This is a genomic window from Mannheimia cairinae, assembly GCF_028649535.1.
Classification (GTDB): domain Bacteria; phylum Pseudomonadota; class Gammaproteobacteria; order Enterobacterales; family Pasteurellaceae; genus Mannheimia; species Mannheimia cairinae.
Genome location: NZ_JAQSJE010000006.1, coordinates 1 through 25,874, shown reverse-complemented (window position 1 = coordinate 25,874; position 25,874 = coordinate 1). Strand labels below are relative to the sequence as shown.

Below are 25,874 nucleotides of genomic sequence, written 5' to 3'. Positions count from 1 at the left end.
TAGTTAAATAATTTCAAGCAGTGCTTGAACAGGGTGTTTTATGCCTTGTTGTTCAAAGCGTTTAACTTGAGAACGGCAGGAGTAGCCAGTGGCTAAACAGCGTTCAAGCGGTTTTCCATTCATTTTTTGTTGCCAAGATTGAGCATAAATCGCTTTTGACATTTCAAAATGTTTGGTTTCGTGCCCGAATGTACCTGCCATTCCACAGCAACCGACATTTTCATTTACCAAGGTTTCGCCAAAGTGAGCGAAAATAGTTTGCCACTCTTTAGTGGAACTAGGCAGAGCGGTCGATTCGGTACAATGGGCGAATAAATGCCACGGCAAGCGGTCGGGATTTGCTGATTTTTTGCAATTTTCCAGTTTGCCGTTTTTAATCTCATCTCTAAGCCATTCGTGAGCCAGTAATACTTTGAAATCGCCTCGTTTTTCCTTTAACACTTCCTGATATTCTTCACGATAAATCAAGGTTAATGCAGGGTCAATCGCCACCATTGGCAAGCCCAATTTTGCCACGCGGTTTAAAAACTCCGCTTGGTTTTTAGCGGTTTTGGCAAATTTATGCAAAAAGCCTTTCACGTGTTGAGCTTTTCCGCTTGGGTTAAAAGGCAGTACGATTGGCTTAAAGCCTAATTTTTGAATAAGGGCAATAAAATCGGCAACGACTTTTGCATCGTAATAAGAGGTAAAAGGGTCTTGCACAATCAAGAGCGTTTTGCAATTTTCTACAGAAAATTGACCGCTTGCAGATTGTTGTTCAAGGCTTTCTAAGGTTTCGCCTTGATAGCCAATTTCAACCAGTTGATGTTGTAAATTCGGCACCGACAAGGCAGGCAAATACGTCATTCCAATCGTTTTATTCGCCACTTTTTCTGCTAAATTTGAGGTGCTGAAAAAGTTAAAAAACTTCGGCTGTTTTGCCATTATCGGGGCGATAAATTCTAAATTAGAAACCACATAATCTTTTAACGGACGCAAATAGCGACTGTGATAGAGCTCGTTAAATTGCGATCTAAAAGTCGGCACATCAATTTTAATCGGGCATTGGCTGGCACAGGCTTTACAGGCAAGACAAGTGTCCATTGCTGCTTTGACCTCGTGTGAGAAATCGTATTCTTTCTTTTTATAGAAGGAATTTCGCAATTTTGCGACAAAATCGGTCAGTTTTGCTGTTTTCTTTTCTTGATTGAAAATTAAATCATCAGGTTTTACATTTTGCTCGGCTAATAAACGTAGCCATTCACGCACCAATGTGGCTCGCCCTTTTGGCGAATAAAGGCGGTTGCCCGACACTTTCATTGAAGGGCACATTGTGCTATGGACATCAAAATTAAAGCAAAGCCCGTTACCGTTGCAGTTCATCGCTCCTTTAAATTCTTCTCGCACTTGAATCGGAATTTGGCGGTCAAAATCGGCACGCATTTGTGAATCGATGGGGTAAAGTGTTGCCTCACTGTCTAGGGGCGTGCAGATTTTGCCGGGGTTTAAGCGGTTATGTGGGTCGAATAGCTTTTTAATATAGCGTAATTCTTGCCATAGGGTTTCGCCGAAGAAACGTTCGCCATAATAAGAACGCATTCCTTTGCCGTGTTCACCCCAAATTAAGCCACCGTATTTGGCGGTGAGTTCCACCACTTGGTCGGAAATCTGTTTAAAGGTTTCAACCTGTGCTTTGTCGCATAAATCTAAAGCTGGGCGAACGTGCAACACACCGGCATCCACGTGCCCAAACATACCGTAAGGCAAGTTGTGGCTATCTAATAAAGCACGGAATTCGGCAATATAATCGGCTAAATTTTCCGGCGGCACTGCGGTATCTTCCACAAAGGCGATAGGTTTTGCCCAGCCTTTGGCATTCCCCAGCAAGCCAACCGCTTTTTTCCGCATTGCATAGATTTTCTCGATAGAATCTAAATCGGAGCAAGTTTGGTAGCCAATAATCCCTGCCTCATTATTAGCAATTTTTTGATCTAAGCTTTCGCATAATGCTTTAACTTGTGCCTCAATTTGTGCTTTATCGCTCGAGGCATACTCAACAATGTTAATGCCTAGAATCGGGTTATTCGGATCTTCGGTTAATAGATCCGATACGGAATGCCACACTATATCTTGTTTAGCCAGATTTAATACTTTGGAATCCACCGTTTCAACGGATAACGCTTTTGCCGCTAACATAAAAGGGGCTGAGCGTAAGGCGGAATCGAAAGAGTTGTATTTAATATTGATTAAAGTACGATATTTGGGAATCGGCAATAAATTAAGTTTAGCCTCGCAAATAAAAGCAAGCGAGCCTTCAGAGCCTGTTAAAATGCGAGTGAGGTTAAATTCGCTTTCATCATTATTAAATACATTTTTAAGATCGTAACCTGTAATAAAGCGGTTAAGTTGCGGCAGTTCGTTTAATACGGTTGGGCGTAAGCTTTTGCAACGGCTGAAAATTTCACGATGTAAGTTTTTGCCTAAGGTTGAAAGATTTAAATTTTCAATATTTGCAAAAAAATCATCAGATTTAACCGCTTGCGTTTCTAAAATATCGCCGTTAATTAAGACGGATTTAATCGTAAGGATATGATCGGAGGTTTTACCGTATTGGAGGGAACCTTGCCCAGAGGCATCGGTGTTAATCATTCCGCCTAAAGTTGCACGGTTGCTGGTTGAAAGCTCGGGCGAGAAAAACAGCCCGTGCGGTTTTAAAAATTGGTTGAGTTGATCTTTTACTACTCCGACTTGTACTCTTACCCAACGCTCTTCTACATTTAGTTCCAAAATTTGGTTCATATGGCGAGAGAGATCAACAATAATATTATTATTTAGCGATTGCCCGTTTGTTCCCGTTCCGCCGCCACGAGGGGTAAAGGTTAAATGTTGATATTCCGCTTTTTGAGCAAGTTTGGTAAGAATAACAACATCAGAAACGGATTTAGGAAAGAGAATTGCCTGCGGAATTTGCTGGTAAACGCTGTTGTCAGTTGCAAGCGATAAGCGGTCTGCATAGCTTGAAGCAATATCGCCACTAAAATGTTGGCTTATCAGTTCATCTAAATAAGCTTGAGTCGCATTATCTAATTTCGGTACTTTAGAAAGTCTAGGAATCATAATTGTTGGTTTGCAGGTGAATTATATGGGATAATAAGATAAATTTTTCCTATCTTAGCAAGATTTTATATAATTGGGAATGAGTGTTGAATTGTCTAAATTATAATCTATTTTGGTCTATTTGGGTGAAAAATATACTAAAATATACATTTCTATACACTTTGTTCGGAAAAAACGATTGATTTTTACAAAATGAAGCTTGATAATTAAAATATTCTTGCTCGCTATAATTTAAGAACAAGAATGTTACTATAGAGTTCATATTTATATAAAAGTTCTATAGATATAAAATTTAGAATAATTTTTTATATAATGACTCTGACATTAACTCTCTTGCTTCTTAATTGTTGAAGCATAAAGTTAAAGTTTTAATACTGTGTATTAGTATTAAGAATTTATTTTAATCGATGACAATATTTAAGAGGATCATCAAAATGAAAAAAACATTAGTTGCATTAGCAGTATTATCAACTGCAGCTGTAGCACAAGCAGCACCACAAGCAAACACATTCTATGCTGGTGCTAAAGCAGGTTGGGCATCATTCCACGATGGTTTAACTCAGTTTGACCACAAAGATAATGGTCATAATGGTCAGTTTGGTATCAACCGTAACTCTGTAACTTACGGTGTATTTGGTGGTTATCAAATCTTAAACCAAAACAATGTTGGTTTAGCAGTAGAATTAGGTTATGACTACTTTGGTCGTGTTCGTGGTAATGAAGGTGACGATAAAGCAGTTAAACACGTTGCTCACGGTACTCACTTAAGCTTAAAACCAAGCTATGAAGTTGCTCCTAACTTAGATGTTTATGGTAAAGTAGGTGCTGCATTGGTTCGTAACGATTATAAAGGTTACAACAATGGTACTAACGATTATACAGAAAATCGTGCTCACAACTTAAAAACTTCATTATTATTAGGTGCTGGTCTTGAGTATGCAATTACTCCTGAATTAGCTGCACGTGTTGAATATCAATACTTAAACCGTGTTGGTAACTTAGATAAAGCTCGTGGTAAAAAAGATTTACCTTGGTTAAATACTCAATATAGCCCAGATATTCACTCAGTATCTGCTGGTTTATCTTACCGTTTTGGTCAAGGTCCAGCTCCAGTTGAAGCACCAGAAGTTGTTACTAAAAACTTCGCATTCAGCTCAGATGTTTTATTTGATTTTGGTAAATCAAGCTTAAAACCAGCTGCGGCAACATCTTTAGATGCAGCACAAGCAGAAATCAATAACTTAGGTTTAGCAAGCCCTGCAATCCAAGTTAATGGTTACACAGACCGTATCGGTAAAGAAGCTTATAACTTACAACTTTCACAACGTCGTGCAGAAACAGTAGCTAACTACATCGTTTCTAAAGGTGCAAACCCTGCAAACGTAACAGCTGTAGGTTACGGTAAAGCAAACCCTGTAACAGGCAACACTTGTGATGCAGTTAAAGGTCGTAAAGCTTTAATCGCTTGCTTAGCACCAGATCGTCGTGTTGAGATCCAAGTTCAAGGTTCAAAAGAAGTAACTATGTAATATAGTCTCACTTTTTGAGCGAAGAAAATACCCACCTTGAGTGGGTATTTTTATATGGAAAATATAGAGTTTAGAAAGATTACAGATAAGGAATGTTAGGATCTTTTAGATAGATTTATTGTATTTTTTTACTCTATTTGATAGAATAAAAAATGTATAGGCCCTATTTAAATTTTAAACAAATAAGATTTTGTTACCATAAATATGGGAATATGTATTTAAATTAGATAATGCAAAATCATAAGGATTACCAAAATGAAAAAAACATTAATTACATTAGCAGTATTATCAACCGCTGCCGTAGTTCAAGCAGCTCCTCAAGCTAATACATTTTATGTTGGTGCTAAAGCAGGTTGGGCATCGTTCCACGATGGTTTAACTCAGTTTGACCACAAAGATAATGGTCATAATGGTCAGTTTGGTATCAACCGTAACTCTGTAACTTACGGTGTATTTGGTGGTTATCAAATCTTAAACCAAAACAATGTTGGTTTAGCAGTAGAATTAGGTTATGACTACTTCGGTCGTGTTCGTGGTAATGAAGGTGACGATAAAGCAGTTAAACACGTTGCTCACGGTACTCACTTAAGCTTAAAACCAAGCTATGAAGTTGCTCCTAACTTAGACCTTTACGGTAAAGTAGGTGCTGCATTAGTTCGTAGCGATTACAAAGGCTACAATAACGGTTCTAATGTTAACTACGAACGTCACCGTGCTCACAACTTAAAAACTTCATTATTATTAGGTGCTGGTCTTGAGTATGCAATTACTCCTGAATTAGCTGCACGTGTTGAATATCAATACTTAAACCGTGTTGGTAACTTAGATAAAGCTCGTAGCAAAAAAGAATACTTAGGTTGGATCAACTCTCAATATAGCCCTGATATTCACTCAGTATCTGCAGGTTTATCATACCGCTTCGGTCAAGGTCCAGCCCCAGTTGAAGCACCTGAAGTTGTAACTAAAAACTTCGCATTCAGCTCAGATGTTTTATTTGACTTCGGTAAATCAAACTTAAAATCAGCAGCGGCAGCGACATTAGATGCGGCTCAAGCAGAAATCAATAACTTAGGTTTAGCAGATCCTGCAATCCAAGTTAGTGGCTATACAGACCGTATCGGTAAAGAAGCTTATAACTTACAACTTTCACAACGTCGTGCAGAAACAGTAGCTAACTACATCGTTTCTAAAGGTGCAAACCCTGCAAACGTAACAGCTGTAGGTTATGGTAAAGCAAATCCTGTAACAGGCAACACTTGTGATGCAGTTAAAGGTCGTAAAGCTTTAATTGCTTGTTTAGCACCGGATCGTCGTGTTGAAGTTCAAGTTCAAGGTTCAAAACAAGTAACTATGTAATGAGCTAATCTATTTAATAGATTCTAAAGTGGTTTTATAAGGTCCCTAGATTTTATCTAGGGGCTTTTTAGTTGCTATAATAAGATTATGATGTGCTTATGTGATGAAGATAGAGAAAAATAACCCCACTATATTTTGAAAATATAGTGGGGTTATTGGCTATAGCAATCTTATTTATAACAAGATATTAGCTAGTAATAAACCGAAGCCAATGCTAAAAATCATACTGAGTAAGCCTGGTAACATAAAGCTGTGGTTGAAAATAAACTTACCAATGCGAGTTGTACCAGTAGTATCGAAATCGATTGAGGCAATAATTGGGCCGTAATTTGGAATAAAGAAATATCCATTTACCGCTACAAATACCCCAATTAATACTGGTGCAGGGATGCCGATAGCAATAGCAAGTGGGAATAAAGTTGCAACGGTTGCCCCTTGGCTGTTTACTAAAATGGATAGTAAGAATAATGCAAACGCAAATGCCCAAGGTGCGGTTTCAACTAAGCCTGAAACCATAGATTTTACTTCGTCTATATGACCTTGCATTAAAGTATCACCTAACCAAGCAATACCAAAAATTGCAATTACTGCACGCATACCAGCGTGGAAAACAGAACCTTTTGTGATTTCATTGCCATCTGGTTTACAGAAGAAAATAATAAGAGCACCCATTGTTAGCATTACGATTTCAATAGTATGAGCCATACCCATTGGTTTACCGTCAAATGCTGGACGAAGAGATGGCATCGCACCCATTAATACAACTAATAATGCACCAAATAAGAATAAGCCAACAGATAATTTTGCTGTTGGTTTTAGCGGTAATTCAGTTGGGTTTGAAGTAACATTATTTGCTTTAACATATTCGGGATCTTGTAGTAATTTTTGATAATGTGGGTCATCTTTCAACTCTTTACCCATTTTATTGACAAATACGCAAGCAAGACCTAAACCTAATAATGTTGATGGAATAGTTACACTTAATACGTTACCTAGGTTGATGCCTTGTGGCTCAAGGAATGCAACAACAGCTACTACTGCAGCAGCGATTGGGCTTGCTACAATAGCAAATTGTGAAGCAATAACTGCCATTGATAATGGACGTTCTGGTCGAATACCATTATGGCGACTTACTTCAGCAATAACTGGTAAAACAGAATACGCTACGTGACCTGTTCCTGCTAATACAGTAAATGTCCAGGTCACCAATGGTGCGATAAATGTAATATATTTTGGGTTTTTACGTAAGATACGAGTAGCGATTTTGATCATATAGTCTAAACCACCTGCAGCTTGCATTGCTGCAGCAGCTGAAACAACAGCCATAATCATAAACATTACATCAATGGGTAAGCCTGCTGGTTTTAAGCCAAAACCAAAAGACAATATTGCCAAGCCTAAACCACCAAATACCCCTAAACCGATGCCACCAACACGAGCACCGACCAAAATGCATAGTAGCACTATAGCAAATTGGATAAAAAACATAGCAGACATAATTTGCTCCATTCTAATTGTTAAATAACACACTATATTTTGAGAAAATTTATAATTTCTCCCCAAATAATCGGAGGTACTATATCAATAAATAAAACTAATCTCTATAATCTAAATCAAGAAAAACTTTAGTTAGTGAAGGAAAAAATATGCAGTTTTCAAAAATGCACGGACTTGGCAATGATTTTATGGTAGTTGATGGGGTGACGCAGAATGTTTATCTTACAGATGAGCTTATTCGCACTTTATCAGATCGCCATCGGGGAGTGGGGTTCGACCAACTTTTATTAGTTGAACCACCTTATGATCCAGAATTAGATTTTCATTATCGTATATTTAATGCAGATGGAAGTGAGGTTTCGCAATGTGGTAATGGGGCGAGATGTTTTGCCCGTTTTGTTACTCTTAAAGGATTAACGAATAAAAAAGATATTCACGTAAGTACGGCTAAAGGCAAAATGGTATTGAGCCTACAAGATGATGGCAAAGTACGAGTGAATATGGGTGAACCTATCTGGGAGCCGGCTCAAATTCCATTTACTGCCAATAAATTTGAGAAAAATTATATTTTAAGAACAGATTTGCAAACGGTATTGTGTGGCGTTGTCTCAATGGGCAACCCACATTGTGTATTGCAAGTAGATGATGTGGTAACTGCCCCAGTTAATGAGCTTGGGCCTTTGCTAGAGAACCACGAGCGTTTTCCAGAAAGAGCAAATATCAGTTTTATGCAAGTTGTTAATCGTAATCACGTGAAATTACGGGTTTATGAGCGTGGAGCTGGTGAAACTCAAGCTTGTGGCAGCGGTGCTTGTGGTACAGTTGCGGTTGGTATTATGCAAGATGTATTAGATAATAAGGTGCAAGTCGATTTACCAGGCGGTTCGCTTATTATCGAATGGCAAGGAATTGGGCATCCGCTTTATATGACAGGTGATGCAACTCATATTTATGATGGGTTTATTAAACTTTAGACTCTAAAATAGGGGGGAAATTACTATTTGCCCCCCTATTTCGAATACTAATTTATCTCACTCTTTCTATATTCATATCCTGCTTCATTAGTTTCTCCTTTTGGTACAAATTCAAACAAATGCGTAATGCAGTTTGGTGCATCGCTATCTTGATGCGAAACAAAGAGTAACTGGGTTTGGCTATTATTAACAAGCTGTTCGATAAAATGTTTCACTAATTTACGGTTAATACCATCTAATCCTTGTAGTGGTTCATCTAAAATCAGAATAGGCGGGTGTTTAACCATTGCACGGGTAATGAGCAATAAACGTTGTTGCCCCACGAAAGAGAGCGAAAAGGCTTTTTAGCATAGTCTGCTAAATTTAAGCGTTGTAACCACTCCATTGCTTTGAGTTGTAAAGCATTTGGCACTTGCTGATAAACTCCAATGCTGTCAAAAAAGCCTGATAAGATCACATCAATAGCGGCACAATTTACACGGTAATCCATATGTAATTGACTGCTTACATAGCCGATATTTTTCTTAATATCCCAAATTGTTTCCCCTGTACCACGTTGTCTCCCAAATAATCTTACTTTATTGGCATAAGATTGCGGGTGATCGCCGGTGATAATTGAAAGTAGAGTAGATTTACCCGCTCCATTAGGGCCTTTTATCCACCAATTTTGTTTAGAGGCAACTTTCCAAGTAAGATTATCAATAATCTTTTTGTCGCCATATTGAATAGTGACTTCTTCTAGCTCAAAGGGATTGATTGCACTATCAAGTGGAATAAGCGGAGCTGCACTTTCAGGTAAAGGTACATCAATATTCTGTTCTGCAAATTTTAGCTGAGAATAGACCGCTTGTTGCTCAATGTCAGATCGTTTCCCTTGCAAAATAAGCTGTAAATGATCGAGTACGGCAATATGATTGGCTGCATCTGGAATATCATTAAAACGATTAACAATCAGCACTAATGCCATCTTTGATTGTAATTCGTTTACTAACTGCATCCAATATTGCACTGATTGTTGATCTAATCCTTCAAATGGTTCATCTAAAATTAGCAAATCAGGCTCGCTTACAAGCATTTGGCAAAATAGCTCTTTGCGACTTTCGCCTGTTGAAAGTTGGATAAAAGGGCGTTCTAACAAATGGTTAATATTTAACTTTTTAGCATATTCATTACATAAAGCGATTTTATTGCTACCATCTAAAATAACTTGGTGAGCGGTTAAGCCGAAATCATCGGGCGACACACTGTCGTTATTACGATCGTTAAAAATTTGCTCGATAATTTTTTGTTGCTGTTCAAAAGAGAGTAGCTGAATATTCTGGAACCCATTTTTGTATTGTCCAGATTGATGTGTAATTCCTCCTTTCAAAGCGAGAGAAAAAGCAGTTTTGCCACTGCCATTTCCACCCACAACAACCCAAAAATCGTGCTGGCGAATAGTGAGATTATCAACGATTAGTTTGTTACGTTTAGCTAATGGAAAAGTAGCATTTTCGATTGTAAGAGATAAGTGTTGTGTTTGCATCGTTTTATTTTTTCCTTATTCTCTAATTTTATAATTGTTTTCCAATACTAAACCAATCAGCACGCCCGTTCAGGAAATCTTGCACAGACATCGGTTTTTTGCCTGCTGGTTGAAGTTGAGTAATGTTTAATACACCTTCTTGGGTGGCAATTTGGATGCCTGTTTTATCCACATTGACCACTGTACCCGCAGCTTTATCTTGGTGTGGTAATACCGTTGCTTGATGAATTTTAATGCTTTGCTCAACACCTTCTACCTCAAGTGTTAAAAAGCTCATCGGCCATGGGTTGAATGCACGAATATTACGCTCAAGTTGTGCCGCAGATAAGTTCCAGTCTAATTTTGCCTCTTCTTTTGAGAGTTTTTCCGCATAGTTTGAAAGGCTTTCATCTTGTTTTTCTGCTTTAAAGGCTTGGCTTTCTAAACCGTTTAATACTTCTAATAATGCCGGTGGAGCCAGTTCTGCCAATTTCGTATAAAGTGAGGCTGAGGTTTCATCTGGTAAAATTGGGGTAGTAACTTTATGCAACATATCGCCCGTATCTAAGCCAATATCCATTTGCATAATGGTAACACCTGTTTCAGCGTCTCCTGCCCAGATAGCACGTTGAATCGGTGCCGCACCTCGCCAACGAGGAAGTAAAGAACCGTGTACATTTAAGCAACCATATTTCGGTGCATCAAGTACTACTTTTGGCAGAATGAGCCCATAAGCCACTACCACCATTACATCGGCATTTAAGGCTTTTAATTCGGCTTGAGCCTCTTCGTTACGTAAGGATTTCGGTTGGAAAACAGGAATTTGATTTGCTTCAGCAAGTTGTTTAACCGGGCTTGCTTGTAATTTTTTGCCTCGCCCAGCGGGTTTGTCCGGTTGAGTATAAACAGCGATTACATTATGTTCGGAATTTAATAAAGCTTGTAAGTGTTGGGCGGCAAAATCCGGCGTGCCGGCAAAAATAATATTTAGTTTTGACATAGTTTTATTCTTGATATGATGAAGTTAAAAATAAAATTAGCAACAAAACTATTCCTTTACTCATAGGAAATATTGAAATCGTATCAAATCTCCCCAGCCCCTCTTTTCTAAAGAGGGGAGTATGGTTTGGTAATGTGCCATTGCTTTTGGGGTATTAAACCACTAAACCGTAGAAATAAAAAGTCTCTTTAATGTGTTATCATTGTACGGTTTAAATTACGAGAAGAAACAGATGGAATTTTTTATCCCCAAAGCAGAAACAATTTTTGAAGAAGAGATTAAAAAAAGCCGATTTATTACCTATATTCGCCATACCGAAGGAATGGAGCAAGCCAAAGCTTTTTGGCAAGAGATGAAAATGCAACATCCGCACGCACGGCATTGGTGCTGGGCGACGGTAGCCGGTACGCCAAATGATTCCCAACAGTATGGATTTTCGGATGATGGCGAGCCTTCTGGCACCGCTGGAAAACCAATGTTAAATTATCTCCTTGGTTCTGGATTAGGCGAAATTACCGCCGTTGTGGTGCGATATTATGGCGGTATTCAACTTGGTACGGGCGGTTTAGTTAAGGCTTATGGCAATGGTGTTCAGCAGGCATTATTGCAACTTGAGAAAAGTCGCAAAGTTTTACGCAAAAACTACCGCTTGCAGTGTGAATATGAGCAGTTTAATACGATTCAACATCTGATTAGCGAGCGAGATATTGTGATTTTAGATCAGGCTTTTGGCGAGAAAATCGAACTATTGTTAGCCTTTAATCCAATAGAATTTCAGCCCTTTTCCGATGAGCTAACTCAGCGTTTTTCGGGCAAACTTACATTAATTAAAGAAGAAATATAATCTATGCAATTTTTTTCGATTATTCGTATCGTTGGCATTTTGGTAATGTGTTTTTCCTTCACAATGCTTGTGCCGGCGACAGTTGCCTTAATTTACGGCGATGGTGGCGGACGAGCCTTTTTAGAGGCTTTCTTACTGAATTTTGTAGTTGGCACTTTATTGTGGTGGTTTTGCCGAGATAATAAAAATGAACTTCGTTCCCGAGAGGGATTTTTGATTGTAGTGCTTTTCTGGGTGGTACTTGGATTACTCGGGGCGGTGCCTTTTATTATTTTGGAAAATCCAGATCTAAATGTGGCGGAGTCCATTTTTGAATCTTTTTCCGGTTTAACTACAACAGGGGCAACGGTTATTACCGGGCTTGATAAACTCCCCAAAGCAATTTTATTCTATCGCCAATTTTTGCAATGGCTAGGGGGAATGGGGATCATCGTATTAGCGGTGGCTATTATCCCGCTTTTAGGCATTGGTGGAATGCAACTTTACCGTGCAGAAATGCCTGGTCCGCTCAAAGAACAGAAAATGCGTCCTCGTATTGCAGAAACTGCTAAAACGTTATGGATGATCTATTTAAGCCTAACGATATTATGTGCTTTCGCCTTTTGGTTAGCAGGTATGACGCCATTTGATGCGATTTCGCATAGTTTCTCGACTATTTCGATTGGTGGGTTCTCAACCCACGATGCAAGTATCGGCTATTTTAACAGCCCTGCAATTAGCTATATTACTGTGTTTTTCCTCCTGCTTTCCGCTTGTAATTTTGCCTTGCATTTTGCGGTTATCGATAGATTACGGGATCCGCAGCTTAGAAAAAGGGGCAATATTTTTAGTCGCTTATATTGGGGAGATTACGAATTCCGCTTTTTCTTTATGATTCAGTTTGGATTGTTTGCAACTTGTGCTTTGGTATTGATGGGGTATAGTTATTTTGATGATACTGCAATGACAATTGAGCAAGCCTTGTTTCAATCGGTATCTATTTCAACCACAGCAGGTTTTACCACCAATGATTTTAGCCAATGGTCTTCATTCTTGCCGACTTTATTGGTGCTTGCCTCTTTTATTGGTGGTTGTGCCGGCTCAACGGGTGGAGGTTTAAAAGTTATTCGAGTTCTCCTGCTTTATTTGCAAAGTAAACGTGAAATCCACCGCTACATTCACCCGAATGTGATTCAGCCGATTAAATTAGGTAAACACGTATTATCAGAAAGAGTGGTAGATGGCATTTGGGCATTTTTCTCTGCCTATTTCTTTGTGTTTGTGGTGTGCTGGCTCGCCTCTATTGCCTGTGGAATGGAAACCTTTGATGCGTTAAATGCCGTCATTGCAACACTTAACAATTTAGGGCCCGCATTAGGCAGTGTGAGCAGTAACTTTACTCAAGTGCCGGATAGTGCCAAATTAGTGCTGACTTTTGCGATGGTATGCGGACGTTTAGAAGTCTTCACTTTATTGGTTATTTTAAGCCCTGTATTTTGGAAAGATTAAATTAAATGAAAACCTTGATTTTGTATTTTACAACCGACGGTCAAACCAAAAAAATTGCTGAAAAATTAGCAGAAACTATTACCCACGAAGTTGAACTGATTTCCCTTAAAGAACAAGCGGTCGATTTTGCTCAGAAAATTGCAAATGCCGATCAAATTGTTATTGGAGCATCCATTCGCTACGGGCATTTTCATCCGCTGGTTTATCAGTTTATTGAACAACACTATGCCACGCTAAATCAGAAAAAAACGGCATTTTATGGTGTTAATTTAACTGCTCGTAAAGAGAATCGCAAAACACCCGAAACCAACACTTATGTGCGTAAATTTTTAGCTAAAATTAAATGGCAACCAACATATGTGGAAGTGATTGCTGGGGCATTGCTTTATCCACGCTATACATTTTTTGATCGCATTATGATTCAATTAATTATGAAATTAACAAAAGGGGAAACCGATGCTACCCAAGAATATGAATATACCGATTGGCAACAAGTAGAGCGTTTCGGACGCTTATTAAGTGACATTAAAAACTAATAGAATTATTGTCTAAATAGAAAAGTAAATTTTGTTAAATTTTATATCAAATTAAAATATTTAGATTATAATCGCCCCCTATTCTCTGATAAGTATCAGATTAAAAACTCCAACTAATTAAAAGGAAAGCCCTATGAGTATTTTAAAAGAGTTCCGTGAATTTGCGGTAAAAGGTAATGTTGTTGATATGGCTGTCGGTGTGATCATCGGTGGTGCATTTGGTAAAATTGTTTCTTCATTAGTAAGCGATATTGTAATGCCACCAATCGGCTGGCTAATTGGCGGTGTAGATTTCAAAGATCTTGCTATTGAAATTGAACCCGCAAAAGAAGGTGTAGAAGCAGTAATGATCAAATACGGTGCATTTATCCAAAACGTATTTGATTTCTTAATTATTGCGTTAGCGGTATTTGGTATGGTGAAAATGATTAACTCAATGAAAAAAGCACCAGTAGAAGAGCCCGCAGCACCTGCAGAGCCAAGTGCAGAAGAAAAATTATTAACAGAAATTCGTGACTTATTGAAAAAATAATTTTTGAATAGAAATATTAAGAAAAGGGTTGTTTTAAACAACCCTTTTCTTTTGTCCGCTATGCCTTATCTATGCTAGAGATATGAAAAAACCGACTATTGCTAGTCGGCTTTTCATATATCTATTCGATATTACGCTAATTTTTTGATTTGAGCTGCTAATTTAGATTTGTGGTTAGCGGCTTTGTTAGCGTGGATTAAGTTTTTAGACGCCATACGGTCTACAACTTTTTGCATTTCAACGAAAGCTGCTTGAGCTGCTGCTTTATCGCCTGCTGCTACTGCTGCGTATACTTTTTTGATGAATGTACGCATCATTGAGCGTTGGCTTGCGTTGTGTTGGCGGCGTTTTTCAGATTGAACCGCACGTTTTTTTGCTGACTTGATATTAGCCAAGGTCAAACTCCTAAAATATCTGTGTAAAAATTAGATATAAACTTATTTTTAGTTTATATAGCCTATCGATAGTTTTTTAATTCATTTTCAACGAGACACGTGCTTGAAAATAACACCGTTTTACTAAAAGAAAACGATAGGGCGAGATTTTAACAGTTTTTTTCTGATTTTCCTATAACAAACTGCTAAAATTATGATCGATTTTTAGGAACACATTACAAGCGGTTGAATTTTCCATTTATTTTGCAAATTTTTTAGCATATATCACCGCTTGCTTTCCTTATTTGATTAATAAACGAATGTTAATAGAGATATTATGAGCAAAAAACTTTTAAGATCGGGGATCTTGGTGAGCGGTATGACCCTCATTTCACGGGTGTTAGGTTTAATTCGTGATATTGTAGTTGCCACTATTTTAGGCACAGGCGTGAGTGCTGATGTTTTCTTATTTGCGAACCGTATTCCTAATTTCTTACGTCGCTTATTTGCCGAAGGAGCATTCTCTAAAGCCTTTGTGCCGGTACTCGCAGAGTATAATGCTGATAATGATCCAGATAAAACCCGAGAGTTTATTGCTAAAGTGTCTGGTACGTTAGGTGGATTAGTTACGATCGTTACCTTAGTTGCTATGATTGCTTCCCCTGTGGTCGCAGCATTATTCGGTACAGGCTGGTTTTTAGATTGGGTAAATGATGGGCCGAATGCTGAAAAATTCACTCAAGCCTCTTTCTTGCTTAAAATTACGTTCCCTTATTTATGGTTTATCACTTTTGTAGCGTTATCAGGGGCGGTATTAAATACCATCGGTAAATTTGGTGTGATGGCATTTTCGCCAGTATTGCTTAATGTTGCGATTATTGCAGTTGCTTTGTTGGGAATGGACTATTTTGAATCCCCTGATATTGCTCTCGCTTGGGGTGTATTTTTAGGTGGATTGTTACAGTTTTTATTCCAAATTCCTTTTATGAAAAAAGAGGGGTTACTGGTTAAACCTAAATGGGCTTGGAAAGATGAAGGGGTAACAAAGGTTCGTAAATTAATGATTCCTGCCTTATTCGGTGTATCTGTTACTCAACTGAATTTATTATTAAACCAAGTTATCGCTTCGTTTTTAATTACGGGCTCAATTAGTTGGATGTATTATGCCGACCGTTTAATTGAATTTCCATTAGGCTTGTTTGGTATTGCCATTTCAACCGTTGTATTACCAAGCCTTGCTCGCATCGCAAAAAATAAAGAGCTTACCGAATTACAACGAGGAACAGAATTCCAAAACACGATGGATTGGGGGGTAAGAATGGTGTTACTGCTCGGTATTCCTGCAATGATTGGAATGATGATATTGGCTCAGCCCATTATTATGACAATGTTTATGCGTGGTAAATTTGGTTTTGATGATGTACTTGCTACCTCTTACCCATTGTTTGTGATGTGTCTGGGGCTAAATAGCTATATGCTTATTAATGTATTAGCAAATGGTTTCTATGCCAATCAAAACACTAAAACACCAGTAAAAGTTGGAATTATTGCTGCTATTAGTAATATCTGTTTTGGGCTGCTTTTCGCCCCATTCTTTGGTTATATTGGCTTAGCGTTAGCTTCGGCTTGTTCTGCTTTAGTGAATGTAAGCTTACTCTATTTTCATTTATCTAAAAGTGGTTACTACCAAGTTAGCCGTACCACCGTTGTTTTTGTTTTAAAATTATTAATTGCCGCTTGTATTATGGGGGCATTAGTTGCTTATTTCACACCAGAGATAGAAGCGTGGGTAATGATGACATTGTGGCATAAGATCTATTGGTTAGTTTGGCTAATTATATTGGCTGCCGGAAGTTATTTTGCCTCTGTGATTGCATTAGGTATTCGCAAAAAAGATTTTAGATCAGCATAGGAGGTAATATGCAAAAATTAAAGCTGAAAGTACCACCACCGGTGTGGTTTGTTTTCTGTGCTATGCAGATGTGGTTACTTTCACAAGCTTTACCTAACCATTTACCAGATTATCAAAATAAGGGAGTGTGGGTATTAAGTGGAATAGTAGGGGGAGTAGGGCTGGTAATTGCTCTACTTGCACTTATTACAATACATAAGGCGAAAACTACACACAGCCCTTTCCAGCCGGAAAACACTAACCAAATTGTGAATTGGGGCATTTACAGTAAAAGTCGAAACCCAATGTACCTTTCGCTATTACTTGGTTTAATGGCTTGGGCATTGCTATTAGGTTCAATTTTTGCATGGCTAGTTGTACCGTTATTTATGTGGTTAATCACTTACTTTCAAATTAAACCAGAAGAACAAATCCTTTCCAAAAAATTTGGACAATCTTATTTGGATTATTTATCTGAAGTTAGACGTTGGCTGTAATGCAAGCGGTCGAATTTTTAGGAAAATTTGCAATCCAGTCTGCTAAATGAATCAGTTTAATCTTTAGCTTGAATTAATTTCATTTTTTACCTCCTTGTGAGTAGTAATAACTATTGCTATAGTTAAATAAAACTAACTAAAAGAGGTATTACTCTATGAAACCAGAAACTATTGCTCTACATAAAGGCTTTCATGCCGATCCTACAACCAATGCCGTTGCTGTCCCTATTTATCAAACCACAAGCTATGCATTCAATGATACCCAACATGGTGCGGATTTATTTAGCTTAAAAGTGGCAGGGAATATTTATACTCGCTTAATGAACCCAACTACGAATGTATTGGAAGAACGAATGGCTGCATTAGAAGGGGGTATTGGAGCCGTTGCCACAGCAAGTGGTATGGCTGCAATCGCTTATGCAGTGGAGACACTTACTGAAGCTGGCGACAATATTATTTCCTCAAACCGTATTTATGGTGGTTCAGTGACTTACTTTACACAAACATTAAAACGCAGAGGTGTGGAGGTGCGTTTTATTGAACACGCAAACCCAGAGGAAATTTTAAAAGTTGCCGATAGCAAAACAAAATTAGTTTTTTGTGAAAGTATTTGTAACCCGACTATTGATATTGCTGATTTACCAGCATATGCCAACTATGCCCACCAAGTCGGTGTGCCGTTAGTGGTAGATAATACAGTTGCGACACCTTTGATTTGTCGTCCAATTGAATTAGGAGCTGATATTGTTGTTCACTCTTTAACCAAATATGTGGGTGGTCACGGCACAACCATTGGTGGTTGTGTGATTGATGGTGGGAAATTTGATTGGAAAGCACAAGCAGATAAATACCCAATTTTAACTCAGCCAGATCCTTCTTATCACGGTGTTGTTTATGCCGACGCTTTAGGCAGTGCCGCATTTATCGGCTGCGTGCGAGTAGTTGGCTTAAGAAATACTGGGGCTGCGATGACTCCTATTGCGGCATTTATGTTCCAACAAGGGTTAGAAAGCTTATCCGTTCGCTTAGAACGCCACTGCCAAAATGCATTAAAAGTAGCAGAGTTCTTACAAAAACATCCGCAAGTAAGTTGGGTAAATTACCCAGGTTTGGCAGATGCTCCACAACATTCTTTAATTGAGCGTGATTTTGGTGGTAGAGCATCGGGCTTACTCAGTTTCGGGATTAAAGGCGGACGTGAAGCCGGTGCAAAATTTATTGATGCATTAAAATTAGTATTGCGTTTAGTGAATATTGGTGATTCTAAATCACTTGCTTGCCACCCTGCGACTACAACACATAGCCAGATGACAGATGAGGAATTAGAAGCAGCTGGTGTAACAAGCGACTTAATCCGTTTAAGTGTTGGGTTAGAGCATATTGATGATATTCTTGATGATTTAAGCCAAGCGTTTGAAGCTGCAAAATAATAGCTAAAATAAGGCGACAGCAGAGTGTATTGATGTTGTCGCTTTTTTACAAAAACAGTTGCAAATTATCTTTCAAATTTAACCGCTTACTTGCACATCTGTGATTTGTGAGTAGAATGTTTTTCACTATTTACTTAAGAAAAATAACAATGCAAACACAGACTAACGCACCTAAAATGGTTTTACCCATTTTAATTCTAATCTCTTTTTCTCATTTATTGAACGATCTGATTCAAGCGGTAATGGTTTCAATTTATCCAATGTTGAAGCAAAATTATCAGCTAACTTTTGCTCAAATTGGCACAATTTCCTTAATTTATCAGATAACAGCCTCTATTATTCAACCAGGTATTGGGCTTTATACCGATAAATATCCTAAACCTTATTTATTGCCGATAGGAATGTTGGTGACACTCTTTTCGATTTTACTTTTAGCCTTTGCTCCTAATTTTACCTTACTATTAGTGGCGGCTACATTAATGGGAATAGGTTCTGCGACTTTTCACCCTGAAGCATCAAGAGTGGCTCGAATGGCATCGGGCGGAAAATTTGGTACGGCACAATCCCTATTCCAAGTTGGCGGAAATAGCGGTTCGGCATTAGGGCCTTTGGTGGTTGCATTATGTATTGTGCCGTTAGGGCAAAATGCAGTGGTTGGGTTAGTCGCTATTGCCTTAGTTGCCCTGTTTGTTTTATATAAAATCAGCCTTTGGGTAAAGTTTGAAGCAAAGCCGTTAATTGCAATGTCAGGCCATATTCAACAACGATTGCACGGTAAATTATTGGCAAGAGCCTTAATTATTATTGCTGTATTAATGCTGGCAAAATTTATTTATATTGCGAATTTAAGTAACTACTTCACCTTCTATTTAATGGAAAAGTTTCAGGTAGATATTGCTCAAGCCCAACTTTATCTATTTGCTTTTTTAGGTGCTGTTGCAGCAGGGACTTTTGCTGGCGGCCCAATTGGCGATCGTATTGGGCGAAATGCGGTAATTTGGTTCTCTTTTCTCGGTATGGCTCCTTTTGCTTTATATATTCCTTATGCGGATCTATTTTGGACAATCATCTGTGCGATTTTTGCGGGTTTTATTATGTCTTCGGCATTTTCAGCAATGGTGGTGTATGCTCAAGAGGCAGTACCTGGCAGGGTTGGGCTTATTTCAGGCACAATGTTTGGCTTAATGTTTGGTATTGGCGGATTAAGTGCGGCCGCACTTGGATTTTTTGCAGACAAATATGGTTTAGAAACCATTTTTAATCTGTGTGCCTATTTGCCGTTATTAGGGGTTGCCGCACTGTGGTTACCAAAACGAAAAGCTTAAGGCTTAGCGTATTTTGCTTTCGCTCGCATTCCAAGTAAGAAAATAGCGACCCCTACCCACACTAAAGCGTAGCCAACCATTCGTTCTGCGGAGAGTTTTTCATTAAAAATCAGTACTCCGCACAAAAATTGTAAGGTTGGTGAAATATACTGCAACATACCTAAAAGCGACATTGAAATTCGTCTAGCACCCATTGCAAACCACAGTAATGGAATGGTAGTTGCAGCCCCTGAACCGAGTAATACCGTCATTTGCAAGGTGTTTAGCTCGCCAAATACAAGGGTGTGTTGTGTATAGCAAAAAAAGAGATAAGCCAACGCAAAAGGCGACATCAGCAACGTTTCTAAAGCTAAACCTGATAAAGGCTCCATTGGGGCAAGTTTACGGATAAGCCCATAAATGCCAAAGCTACCAGCCAAAATTAATGCAACCCACGGAATTTGCCCTGCAGGAATGGCAAGCCATAAAATACCTGCAATGGCAAACATTAAGGCTAATAATTGAGCTTTATTTAATTTTTCTTTAAGCACAAGCCAGCCAAGAAAGACATTAAAAATGGGGTTGATAAAATAGCCAAGGCTTGCATCTAAAATATGTTCATTGACTATCGCCCATAAATAAACCAACCAATTTAGCCCAATCATAAAAGAGGATAGGAAAAAAATCCCTAACACTTTGGGCTGTTTGAAAGCATTAACCACTGCTCGCCCTTGTTGGAAGAGTAGTAGCAGAAAGATGGCAAACAGAGCAGACCAAACGACTCGTTGAGCGAGAATTTGCTCGGCAGGCATTGCCGATTGATTAATCGGATACCAATAGATGGGAAAGGTTCCCCAGGTCATATAGCACAAGAGGGCATAGTGCCACCCTTGTAATTTGTTTGAAAACTTCATTTTGTTTTCCTAAAAATGAATACAAGCGGTCAAAAAAGAGAACTTTTTGCAAAATTAAGCGTGTTCTATACCAAATGAAATAACTTCTTCAATTTTATCCACACCCATTGCAATCATCAGTAAGCGATCAACCCCTAATGCCACGCCGGAACAGTTTGGGATACCTGCTTTTAATGCGGCTAGAAATCTCACATCTAATTCTTGTGTCGGAAGCCCCATTTTTTCTCGTTGGATATTATCTTGCTCAAAACGGCGGATCTGCTCATCGGCATCGTCTAGCTCGTGGAAACCGTTACAGAGTTCTAATCCTTTGTAATAAAACTCAAAACGTTCAGCTACACGGTGATCTTCCGAACTGATCTGTGCCAGTGCTGCCTGTGCCGAAGGGAAGTGATAAATTGCAGTTGGGCGATCTTTACCAATATTAGCTTCCACAATTTCACTAAATAAGAATTGTAGTAAAGTTTCACGATTTTCATCATCTTCACATTGTAAGCCGTGTTTGCGAGCTTTCTCGACTAATTGTGCTTTGGTCGCAGAGAGCGGATCGAATCCAACATAAGTTTGGAAAACAAACTGATAGCTAAAAGATTCTGCTGGTTCACAATCTAAAATTTGTTGAAGCAAATCGTCCACTTCGTTGATTAAACGGTACATATCAAAATGTGGGCGATACCATTCAAGCATTGTAAATTCAGGGTTATGGTGCTTCCCTCTTTCTTCATTACGGAACACTTTACCAATTTGGAAAATTGGCCCGCTACCCGCTGCTAACAAACGCTTCATATGATATTCAGGGCTTGTCATTAAATGCAGGGTTTTGGCTTCGCTAGAAAAGGGCGAAAGAAACTGTGTGCTAAAGGTAGAAAGATGCACATCGGTTACTGAGAATTCACTTAGAATGGGGGTTTCAACCTCTAGAAGTCCACGATCTGTAAAAAATTTACGGATCTCTACCATCATTTTTGAACGTTGAATAAGATGGGAAATAGATGTGCTTGGTTTCCAGTCGATGTTATCAAGTTGTAAAGTATTCATAAAATTTGACCGCTTGAGAAAATTGAGTGTGTATTTTAACGCAAAACAGGACTTAACCCTAGCAACTAAACTAAATAAAATTAGAATGAATTTTTCATTAACATTTTTGAAACAATGTGAATGTTGTCGCTATTAAGTATGGAAAATATGGTTTTAATTAAGAGCGATTCTCAATACTTTAATATACACAATTACCTTTTTTGAGGTAGATCACAAAATCATACTTTTTATGTTAAAAAATTGTAAAAACGGGTTATTTCATTGCTTAAATAATGGCACAATACAATGACTTTTAATGAATAGGTTTATTTAACTTTCGGAGTGCATTATGCAAAGTGTTAATTTTGATGTGGCAATTATTGGTGCTGGCGGTGGTGGTTTACGTGCCGCTATTGCAGCAGCTGAAGCAAATCCAAATTTGAAAATTGCGTTAATTTCAAAAGTATATCCTATGCGTAGCCATACAGTGGCGGCAGAGGGTGGATCGGCGGCAGTAATTAAAGATACCGATTCTTATGATAATCACTTTAATGATACGGTAGGCGGTGGCGACTGGCTATGTGAACAAGATATCGTAGAGTATTTTGTGGAACATTCACCACTTGAAATGACCCAATTAGAGCGTTGGGGATGTCCTTGGAGCCGTCGTGAAGATGGCGAAGTAAATGTACGTCGTTTCGGTGGAATGAAAATCGAGCGTACTTGGTTTGCGGCGGATAAAACCGGTTTCCACATCTTACATACTTTGTTCCAAACTTCGATTAAATATCCAAATATCGTACGTTTTGATGAGCATTTTGTATTAGATATTTTAACCGACAATGGCGAAGCTCGTGGTTGTGTGGCGATGAATATGATGGAAGGCTCATTAGTCCAAATCAATGCCAATGCTGTTGTGATTGCAACAGGTGGCGGTTGCCGTACTTATCGCTTTAATACCAATGGCGGTATTGTAACAGGTGATGGCTTATCAATGGCATATCGTCACGGTGTTGCTCTACGTGATATGGAATTTGTGCAATATCATCCGACCGGCTTACCAAATACAGGGATCTTGATGACTGAAGGTTGTCGTGGCGAAGGTGGTATCTTAGTAAATAAAGATGGCTACCGTTATCTGCAAGATTATGGTTTAGGGCCAGAAACACCAGTGGGTAAACCTGAAAATAAATATATGGAGTTAGGTCCTCGTGATAAAGTTTCTCAAGCATTCTGGCAAGAGTGGCGTAAAGGCAACACATTAAAAACCGCAAAAGGCGTTGATGTGGTTCACCTTGATTTACGTCATTTAGGGGAAAAACATTTACTTGAGCGTTTACCATTTATTTGTGAATTAGCTCGTGCTTATGAAGGTGTTGATCCTGTTACTGCTCCTATCCCAGTTCGCCCAGTAGTTCACTATACAATGGGTGGTATTGAAGTAGATATGAATGCAGAAACTTCAATCAAAGGCTTATTTGCTGTAGGCGAATGTGCTTCTTCGGGTTTACACGGAGCAAACCGCTTAGGTTCTAACTCTTTAGCAGAATTAGTGGTATTCGGTAAAGTTGCTGGTGAGAATGCAGCTCGTCGTGCATTAGAGGTAACTTCTCGTAACCAAGCTCAAATTGATGCTCAGGCTCAAGATATTGTTGCTCGTTTACACACATTAGCAAATCAAGAAGGTAATGAATCTTGGTCTGATATTCGTAACCAAATGGGCGATGCAATGGAAGAAGGTTGTGGTATTTACCGTACACAAGAAAGTATGGAAGGTACTGTAAACAAAATTCAAGAGCTAAAAGAGCGTTATAAAAATATCAGCATTAAAGATAAATCAAGTGTGTTTAACACCGATCTACTCTACAAAATTGAATTAGGCTTTATCTTAGATGTGGCACAATCTATTGCGTGTTCAGCGGTTGAACGTAAAGAGTCTCGTGGTGCACACCAACGTTTAGACTATGTTGAGCGTGATGATGTGAACTACTTAAAACACACTCAAGCATACTACAATGCTGATGGCACACCAACAATCAAGTATAGCGATGTGAAAATTACAAAATCACAACCAGCTAAACGTGTATATGGTGCAGAAGCAGAAGCCCAAGAAAAAGCAAAAAAAGCAGCTGAAGCTCAAGCAAACCAATAGAGAAGGAGCAATAAAATGGCAAATTTAAAAAAAATGACCATCGAAGTGCTACGCTACAACCCTGAATCAGATAGCGAGCCACATTTAGATAAATATGAAGTGCCTTATGATAGCCAAACTTCCCTATTGGATGCATTAGGCTTCATTAAAGACGAATTAGAGCCTGAGCTTTCATACCGCTGGTCTTGCCGTATGGCAATCTGTGGTTCTTGTGGGATGATGGTAAACGGTAAACCAAAGCTAGCTTGTAAAACATTCTTACGTGATTACAGTGGTTTTATGCGTATCGAGCCTCTTGCTAACTTCCCGATTGAGCGAGATTTAGTGGTAGATCTAAGCCACTTTATTGATAGCATTGAAGCAATTAAACCATATGTTATCGACAATAAAGCACCAGAAGGTGAGCGTACGAAACAAACACCGGCACAATTAGAAAAATATCGTCAATTCTCAATGTGTATTAACTGTGGCTTATGTTATGCAGCATGTCCACAATTTGGCTTAAACCCAGAATTCATTGGACCGGCAGCCATTACGCTTGCACATCGCTATAATCTTGATAACCGTGATAATGGCCGTGAAGAGAGAATGAAATTGCTCAGTAGCAAAAATGGGGTATGGAGCTGTACATTCGTTGGCTATTGTTCAGAAGTTTGTCCGAAACACGTTGGTCCTGCAACCGCAGTGAATCAAGGCAAACTTGAAAGTGCAAAAGATTATGTTATCTCAATGATTAAACCGAGATAGGAGGAAGAAATGTCTGCAACAAAACGTAAACCTTATGTACGTGAAATGAAAGCCACTTGGTGGAAAAAACTCGATTTCTATAAAATGTATATGGTGCGTGAAGCAACCTGTCTTCTTACAGTTTGGTTTTGCATTGTATTGTTTTATGGGGCAATTGCATTAAGCAAAGGAACATTTGCCTCTGACTTTGTAAGCTTTTTACAAAATCCATTAGTGGTGGTTTTAAATATAATTTCTCTTGCAGCAATGCTTTATCACGCAGCTACTTTATTTGTGATGACACCACATGTAATGTCAGTAATGGTAAAAGATAAATATTTACCAGCGACAATCGGTAGAAATATACTTTGGGCTGCAACTGGTATCATCAGCTTAATTGCCTTAGTTTTAGTTTATATTTAATAAGGGGAATAAAATGAGTATTGATCAAAACCCAAAACGTTCTAATGAACCACCTGTATGGCTAATGTTTAGTGCTGGTGGAATGGTAAGTGCATTACTTTTCCCTGTTGTTATTTTCATTATTGGATTATTGCTACCATTTGGTTTAGTTTCACCAGATAATATTATTGCATTTGCCCAAACTTGGATTGGTAAATTAGCTATTTTAGTGTTAGCTATTTTCCCAATGTGGACAGGTATGCATCGATTACATCTTGTATTACACGATTTAAAAATTCACGTACCAGCAAGTGCTTTAATTTTCTATGGCTTATCAGTCTTATATTCAATATTAGTTATTTTTGCAGTAGTACAAATTTAACGGAGATTAAGGGCTATTTTTAATATTGGAATAGCCCTTTTTGTTTTATTTTAGCAAGCGGTTTAATTTAAGAATTCTTTTGCAATTAAAAAACAAGCTTGTTTTGCTTGTAAAATATTCTGTTTGTATTAAATATCTTCAAAAGAAAGATTTTTTACAAATTTTTACAAAAAATACTTGCACGTATTTAAAAAATCTCTATAATGCACCACACACAACGACGCACTGTTGTGAAGCAATTGAAAATACAGTGCGTCGTTCTTTTTTGTTCTTTAACAATTTATCAGACAATCTGTGTGGGCACTTGTTGATTGACTTTGTTTAAAATATTTTTAAAACTTGAAGTCTTAATAGGTGCTTAAACTAGAAATTCATTTTTACTTTTGAAGTAATATGTAAACTTTAGCTAGGCAGTTTATTGAGCGATTA

21 protein-coding genes and 1 pseudogene are annotated in these 25,874 nt (G+C 38.4%); 15 read left to right on the top strand and 7 right to left on the bottom strand.

The window, feature by feature from the left end; translation table 11 throughout:
- Positions 1-3: 3 nt before the first annotated feature.
- On the bottom strand, positions 4-3,096 hold the full coding sequence (gene ydiJ, locus PTQ27_RS06460) for a D-2-hydroxyglutarate dehydrogenase YdiJ (protein ID WP_273749381.1): 3,093 nt from the start codon (positions 3,094-3,096) through the stop codon (positions 4-6).
- Positions 3,097-3,530: 434 nt separating this feature from the next.
- Between ydiJ and ompA (PTQ27_RS06455) the strand changes: the two genes are divergently transcribed.
- Together ompA (PTQ27_RS06455) and ompA (PTQ27_RS06450) are read left to right on the top strand one after the other, a co-directional pair.
- Positions 3,531-4,625 carry a porin OmpA gene (ompA, locus tag PTQ27_RS06455; RefSeq protein ID WP_273749380.1) on the top strand — a complete coding sequence of 365 codons (1,095 nt, stop codon included), beginning with the start codon at positions 3,531-3,533 and terminating at the stop codon, positions 4,623-4,625.
- Positions 4,626-4,880: 255 nt separating this feature from the next.
- Entirely contained in the window at positions 4,881-5,981 is a 1,101-nt protein-coding gene (gene ompA, locus PTQ27_RS06450) for a porin OmpA (protein ID WP_273749379.1), read from the top strand.
- 174 nt (positions 5,982-6,155) lie between these two features.
- Here ompA (PTQ27_RS06450) and PTQ27_RS06445 read toward each other — a convergent pair whose 3' ends face one another.
- On the bottom strand, positions 6,156-7,478 hold the full coding sequence (locus tag PTQ27_RS06445; protein ID WP_273749378.1) for an anaerobic C4-dicarboxylate transporter: 1,323 nt from the start codon (positions 7,476-7,478) through the stop codon (positions 6,156-6,158).
- A 149-nt stretch (positions 7,479-7,627) separates the two neighbouring features.
- Between PTQ27_RS06445 and dapF the strand changes: the two genes are divergently transcribed.
- Positions 7,628-8,452, top strand: a complete 825-nt coding sequence (gene dapF, locus PTQ27_RS06440) for a diaminopimelate epimerase (protein WP_273749377.1) — start codon at positions 7,628-7,630, stop codon at positions 8,450-8,452.
- A 47-nt stretch (positions 8,453-8,499) separates the two neighbouring features.
- Here the strand turns inward: dapF and modF are convergent.
- Together modF and fmt are read right to left on the bottom strand one after the other, a co-directional pair.
- Positions 8,500-9,977: pseudogene (gene modF, locus PTQ27_RS06435) on the bottom strand (molybdate ABC transporter ATP-binding protein ModF).
- A gap of 28 nt (positions 9,978-10,005) precedes the next feature.
- Positions 10,006-10,956, bottom strand: a complete 951-nt coding sequence (gene fmt / locus PTQ27_RS06430; RefSeq protein WP_273749376.1) for a methionyl-tRNA formyltransferase — start codon at positions 10,954-10,956, stop codon at positions 10,006-10,008.
- A gap of 232 nt (positions 10,957-11,188) precedes the next feature.
- On the opposite strand from fmt, the gene PTQ27_RS06425 reads away from it, so the two are divergent.
- The 4 genes from PTQ27_RS06425 (at position 11,189) to mscL (ending at position 14,356) form a co-directional block, all read left to right on the top strand.
- Positions 11,189-11,800, top strand: coding sequence for a YigZ family protein (locus tag PTQ27_RS06425; protein WP_273749375.1), 612 nt, complete (start codon positions 11,189-11,191; stop codon positions 11,798-11,800).
- 3 nt (positions 11,801-11,803) lie between these two features.
- Positions 11,804-13,288: a TrkH family potassium uptake protein gene (locus tag PTQ27_RS06420; RefSeq protein WP_273749374.1), complete on the top strand. Its 1,485-nt coding sequence runs from the start codon at positions 11,804-11,806 to the stop codon at positions 13,286-13,288.
- Between the two features lie 5 nt (positions 13,289-13,293).
- A complete protein-coding gene (hemG, locus tag PTQ27_RS06415; protein WP_273749373.1) occupies positions 13,294-13,824 on the top strand; it encodes a menaquinone-dependent protoporphyrinogen IX dehydrogenase in 531 nt (176 codons plus the stop codon).
- Between the two features lie 133 nt (positions 13,825-13,957).
- Entirely contained in the window at positions 13,958-14,356 is a 399-nt protein-coding gene (mscL, locus tag PTQ27_RS06410) for a large-conductance mechanosensitive channel protein MscL (protein ID WP_273749372.1), read from the top strand.
- 131 nt (positions 14,357-14,487) lie between these two features.
- On the opposite strand, the gene rpsT is transcribed toward mscL, so the two are convergent.
- Entirely contained in the window at positions 14,488-14,751 is a 264-nt protein-coding gene (gene rpsT, locus PTQ27_RS06405; RefSeq protein WP_273749371.1) for a 30S ribosomal protein S20, read from the bottom strand.
- Between the two features lie 316 nt (positions 14,752-15,067).
- Here rpsT and murJ point away from each other — a divergent pair, with 316 nt between their 5' ends.
- The 4 genes from murJ (at position 15,068) to PTQ27_RS06385 (ending at position 19,873) form a co-directional block, all read left to right on the top strand.
- Positions 15,068-16,642 (top strand): murein biosynthesis integral membrane protein MurJ, encoded by a 1,575-nt coding sequence (gene murJ, locus PTQ27_RS06400; protein WP_273749370.1) that lies wholly within the window; start codon positions 15,068-15,070, stop codon positions 16,640-16,642.
- Between the two features lie 8 nt (positions 16,643-16,650).
- Positions 16,651-17,118, top strand: a complete 468-nt coding sequence (locus PTQ27_RS06395) for a methyltransferase family protein (protein WP_273749369.1) — start codon at positions 16,651-16,653, stop codon at positions 17,116-17,118.
- Between the two features lie 155 nt (positions 17,119-17,273).
- On the top strand, positions 17,274-18,548 hold the full coding sequence (locus tag PTQ27_RS06390) for an O-acetylhomoserine aminocarboxypropyltransferase/cysteine synthase family protein (protein ID WP_273749368.1): 1,275 nt from the start codon (positions 17,274-17,276) through the stop codon (positions 18,546-18,548).
- Between the two features lie 149 nt (positions 18,549-18,697).
- Positions 18,698-19,873: an MFS transporter gene (locus PTQ27_RS06385; protein WP_273749367.1), complete on the top strand. Its 1,176-nt coding sequence runs from the start codon at positions 18,698-18,700 to the stop codon at positions 19,871-19,873.
- On the opposite strand, the gene rarD is transcribed toward PTQ27_RS06385, so the two are convergent.
- Together rarD and epmA are read right to left on the bottom strand one after the other, a co-directional pair.
- Positions 19,870-20,766, bottom strand: coding sequence for an EamA family transporter RarD (gene rarD, locus PTQ27_RS06380; RefSeq protein WP_273749366.1), 897 nt, complete (start codon positions 20,764-20,766; stop codon positions 19,870-19,872). The genes PTQ27_RS06385 and rarD overlap by 4 nt on opposite strands.
- A 54-nt stretch (positions 20,767-20,820) precedes the next feature.
- Positions 20,821-21,804 carry an elongation factor P--(R)-beta-lysine ligase gene (gene epmA / locus PTQ27_RS06375; RefSeq protein WP_273749365.1) on the bottom strand — a complete coding sequence of 328 codons (984 nt, stop codon included), beginning with the start codon at positions 21,802-21,804 and terminating at the stop codon, positions 20,821-20,823.
- Between the two features lie 328 nt (positions 21,805-22,132).
- On the opposite strand from epmA, the gene frdA reads away from it, so the two are divergent.
- Genes frdA through frdD form a run of 4 tightly spaced genes read left to right on the top strand, consistent with a single transcriptional unit; the run spans position 22,133 to position 25,445 of the window.
- Entirely contained in the window at positions 22,133-23,935 is a 1,803-nt protein-coding gene (gene frdA / locus PTQ27_RS06370; RefSeq protein ID WP_273749364.1) for a fumarate reductase (quinol) flavoprotein subunit, read from the top strand.
- Between the two features lie 15 nt (positions 23,936-23,950).
- On the top strand, positions 23,951-24,682 hold the full coding sequence (locus tag PTQ27_RS06365; protein WP_273749363.1) for a succinate dehydrogenase/fumarate reductase iron-sulfur subunit: 732 nt from the start codon (positions 23,951-23,953) through the stop codon (positions 24,680-24,682).
- A gap of 9 nt (positions 24,683-24,691) precedes the next feature.
- The gene (gene frdC / locus PTQ27_RS06360; protein WP_273749362.1) at positions 24,692-25,084 is read left to right on the top strand and encodes a fumarate reductase subunit FrdC; all 393 of its coding nucleotides are present in this window, start codon (positions 24,692-24,694) and stop codon (positions 25,082-25,084) included.
- A 13-nt stretch (positions 25,085-25,097) separates the two neighbouring features.
- Entirely contained in the window at positions 25,098-25,445 is a 348-nt protein-coding gene (gene frdD / locus PTQ27_RS06355; RefSeq protein ID WP_273749361.1) for a fumarate reductase subunit FrdD, read from the top strand.
- Positions 25,446-25,874: the final 429 nt, after the last annotated feature.

Coding starts and splice junctions, on each gene's coding strand:
- frdC (WP_273749362.1), top strand. CDS start 24,692: ATGTCTGCAACAAAACGTAAACCTTATGTACGTGAAATGAAAGCCACT.
- PTQ27_RS06395 (WP_273749369.1), top strand. CDS start 16,651: ATGCAAAAATTAAAGCTGAAAGTACCACCACCGGTGTGGTTTGTTTTC.
- PTQ27_RS06445 (WP_273749378.1), bottom strand. CDS start 7,478: ATGTCTGCTATGTTTTTTATCCAATTTGCTATAGTGCTACTATGCATT.
- PTQ27_RS06385 (WP_273749367.1), top strand. CDS start 18,698: ATGCAAACACAGACTAACGCACCTAAAATGGTTTTACCCATTTTAATT.
- frdA (WP_273749364.1), top strand. CDS start 22,133: ATGCAAAGTGTTAATTTTGATGTGGCAATTATTGGTGCTGGCGGTGGT.
- PTQ27_RS06420 (WP_273749374.1), top strand. CDS start 11,804: ATGCAATTTTTTTCGATTATTCGTATCGTTGGCATTTTGGTAATGTGT.
- ydiJ (WP_273749381.1), bottom strand. CDS start 3,096: ATGATTCCTAGACTTTCTAAAGTACCGAAATTAGATAATGCGACTCAA.
- dapF (WP_273749377.1), top strand. CDS start 7,628: ATGCAGTTTTCAAAAATGCACGGACTTGGCAATGATTTTATGGTAGTT.
- mscL (WP_273749372.1), top strand. CDS start 13,958: ATGAGTATTTTAAAAGAGTTCCGTGAATTTGCGGTAAAAGGTAATGTT.
- frdD (WP_273749361.1), top strand. CDS start 25,098: ATGAGTATTGATCAAAACCCAAAACGTTCTAATGAACCACCTGTATGG.
- PTQ27_RS06425 (WP_273749375.1), top strand. CDS start 11,189: ATGGAATTTTTTATCCCCAAAGCAGAAACAATTTTTGAAGAAGAGATT.
- hemG (WP_273749373.1), top strand. CDS start 13,294: ATGAAAACCTTGATTTTGTATTTTACAACCGACGGTCAAACCAAAAAA.
- PTQ27_RS06365 (WP_273749363.1), top strand. CDS start 23,951: ATGGCAAATTTAAAAAAAATGACCATCGAAGTGCTACGCTACAACCCT.
- murJ (WP_273749370.1), top strand. CDS start 15,068: ATGAGCAAAAAACTTTTAAGATCGGGGATCTTGGTGAGCGGTATGACC.
- ompA (WP_273749379.1), top strand. CDS start 4,881: ATGAAAAAAACATTAATTACATTAGCAGTATTATCAACCGCTGCCGTA.
- PTQ27_RS06390 (WP_273749368.1), top strand. CDS start 17,274: ATGAAACCAGAAACTATTGCTCTACATAAAGGCTTTCATGCCGATCCT.
- ompA (WP_273749380.1), top strand. CDS start 3,531: ATGAAAAAAACATTAGTTGCATTAGCAGTATTATCAACTGCAGCTGTA.
- rarD (WP_273749366.1), bottom strand. CDS start 20,766: ATGAAGTTTTCAAACAAATTACAAGGGTGGCACTATGCCCTCTTGTGC.
- fmt (WP_273749376.1), bottom strand. CDS start 10,956: ATGTCAAAACTAAATATTATTTTTGCCGGCACGCCGGATTTTGCCGCC.
- epmA (WP_273749365.1), bottom strand. CDS start 21,804: ATGAATACTTTACAACTTGATAACATCGACTGGAAACCAAGCACATCT.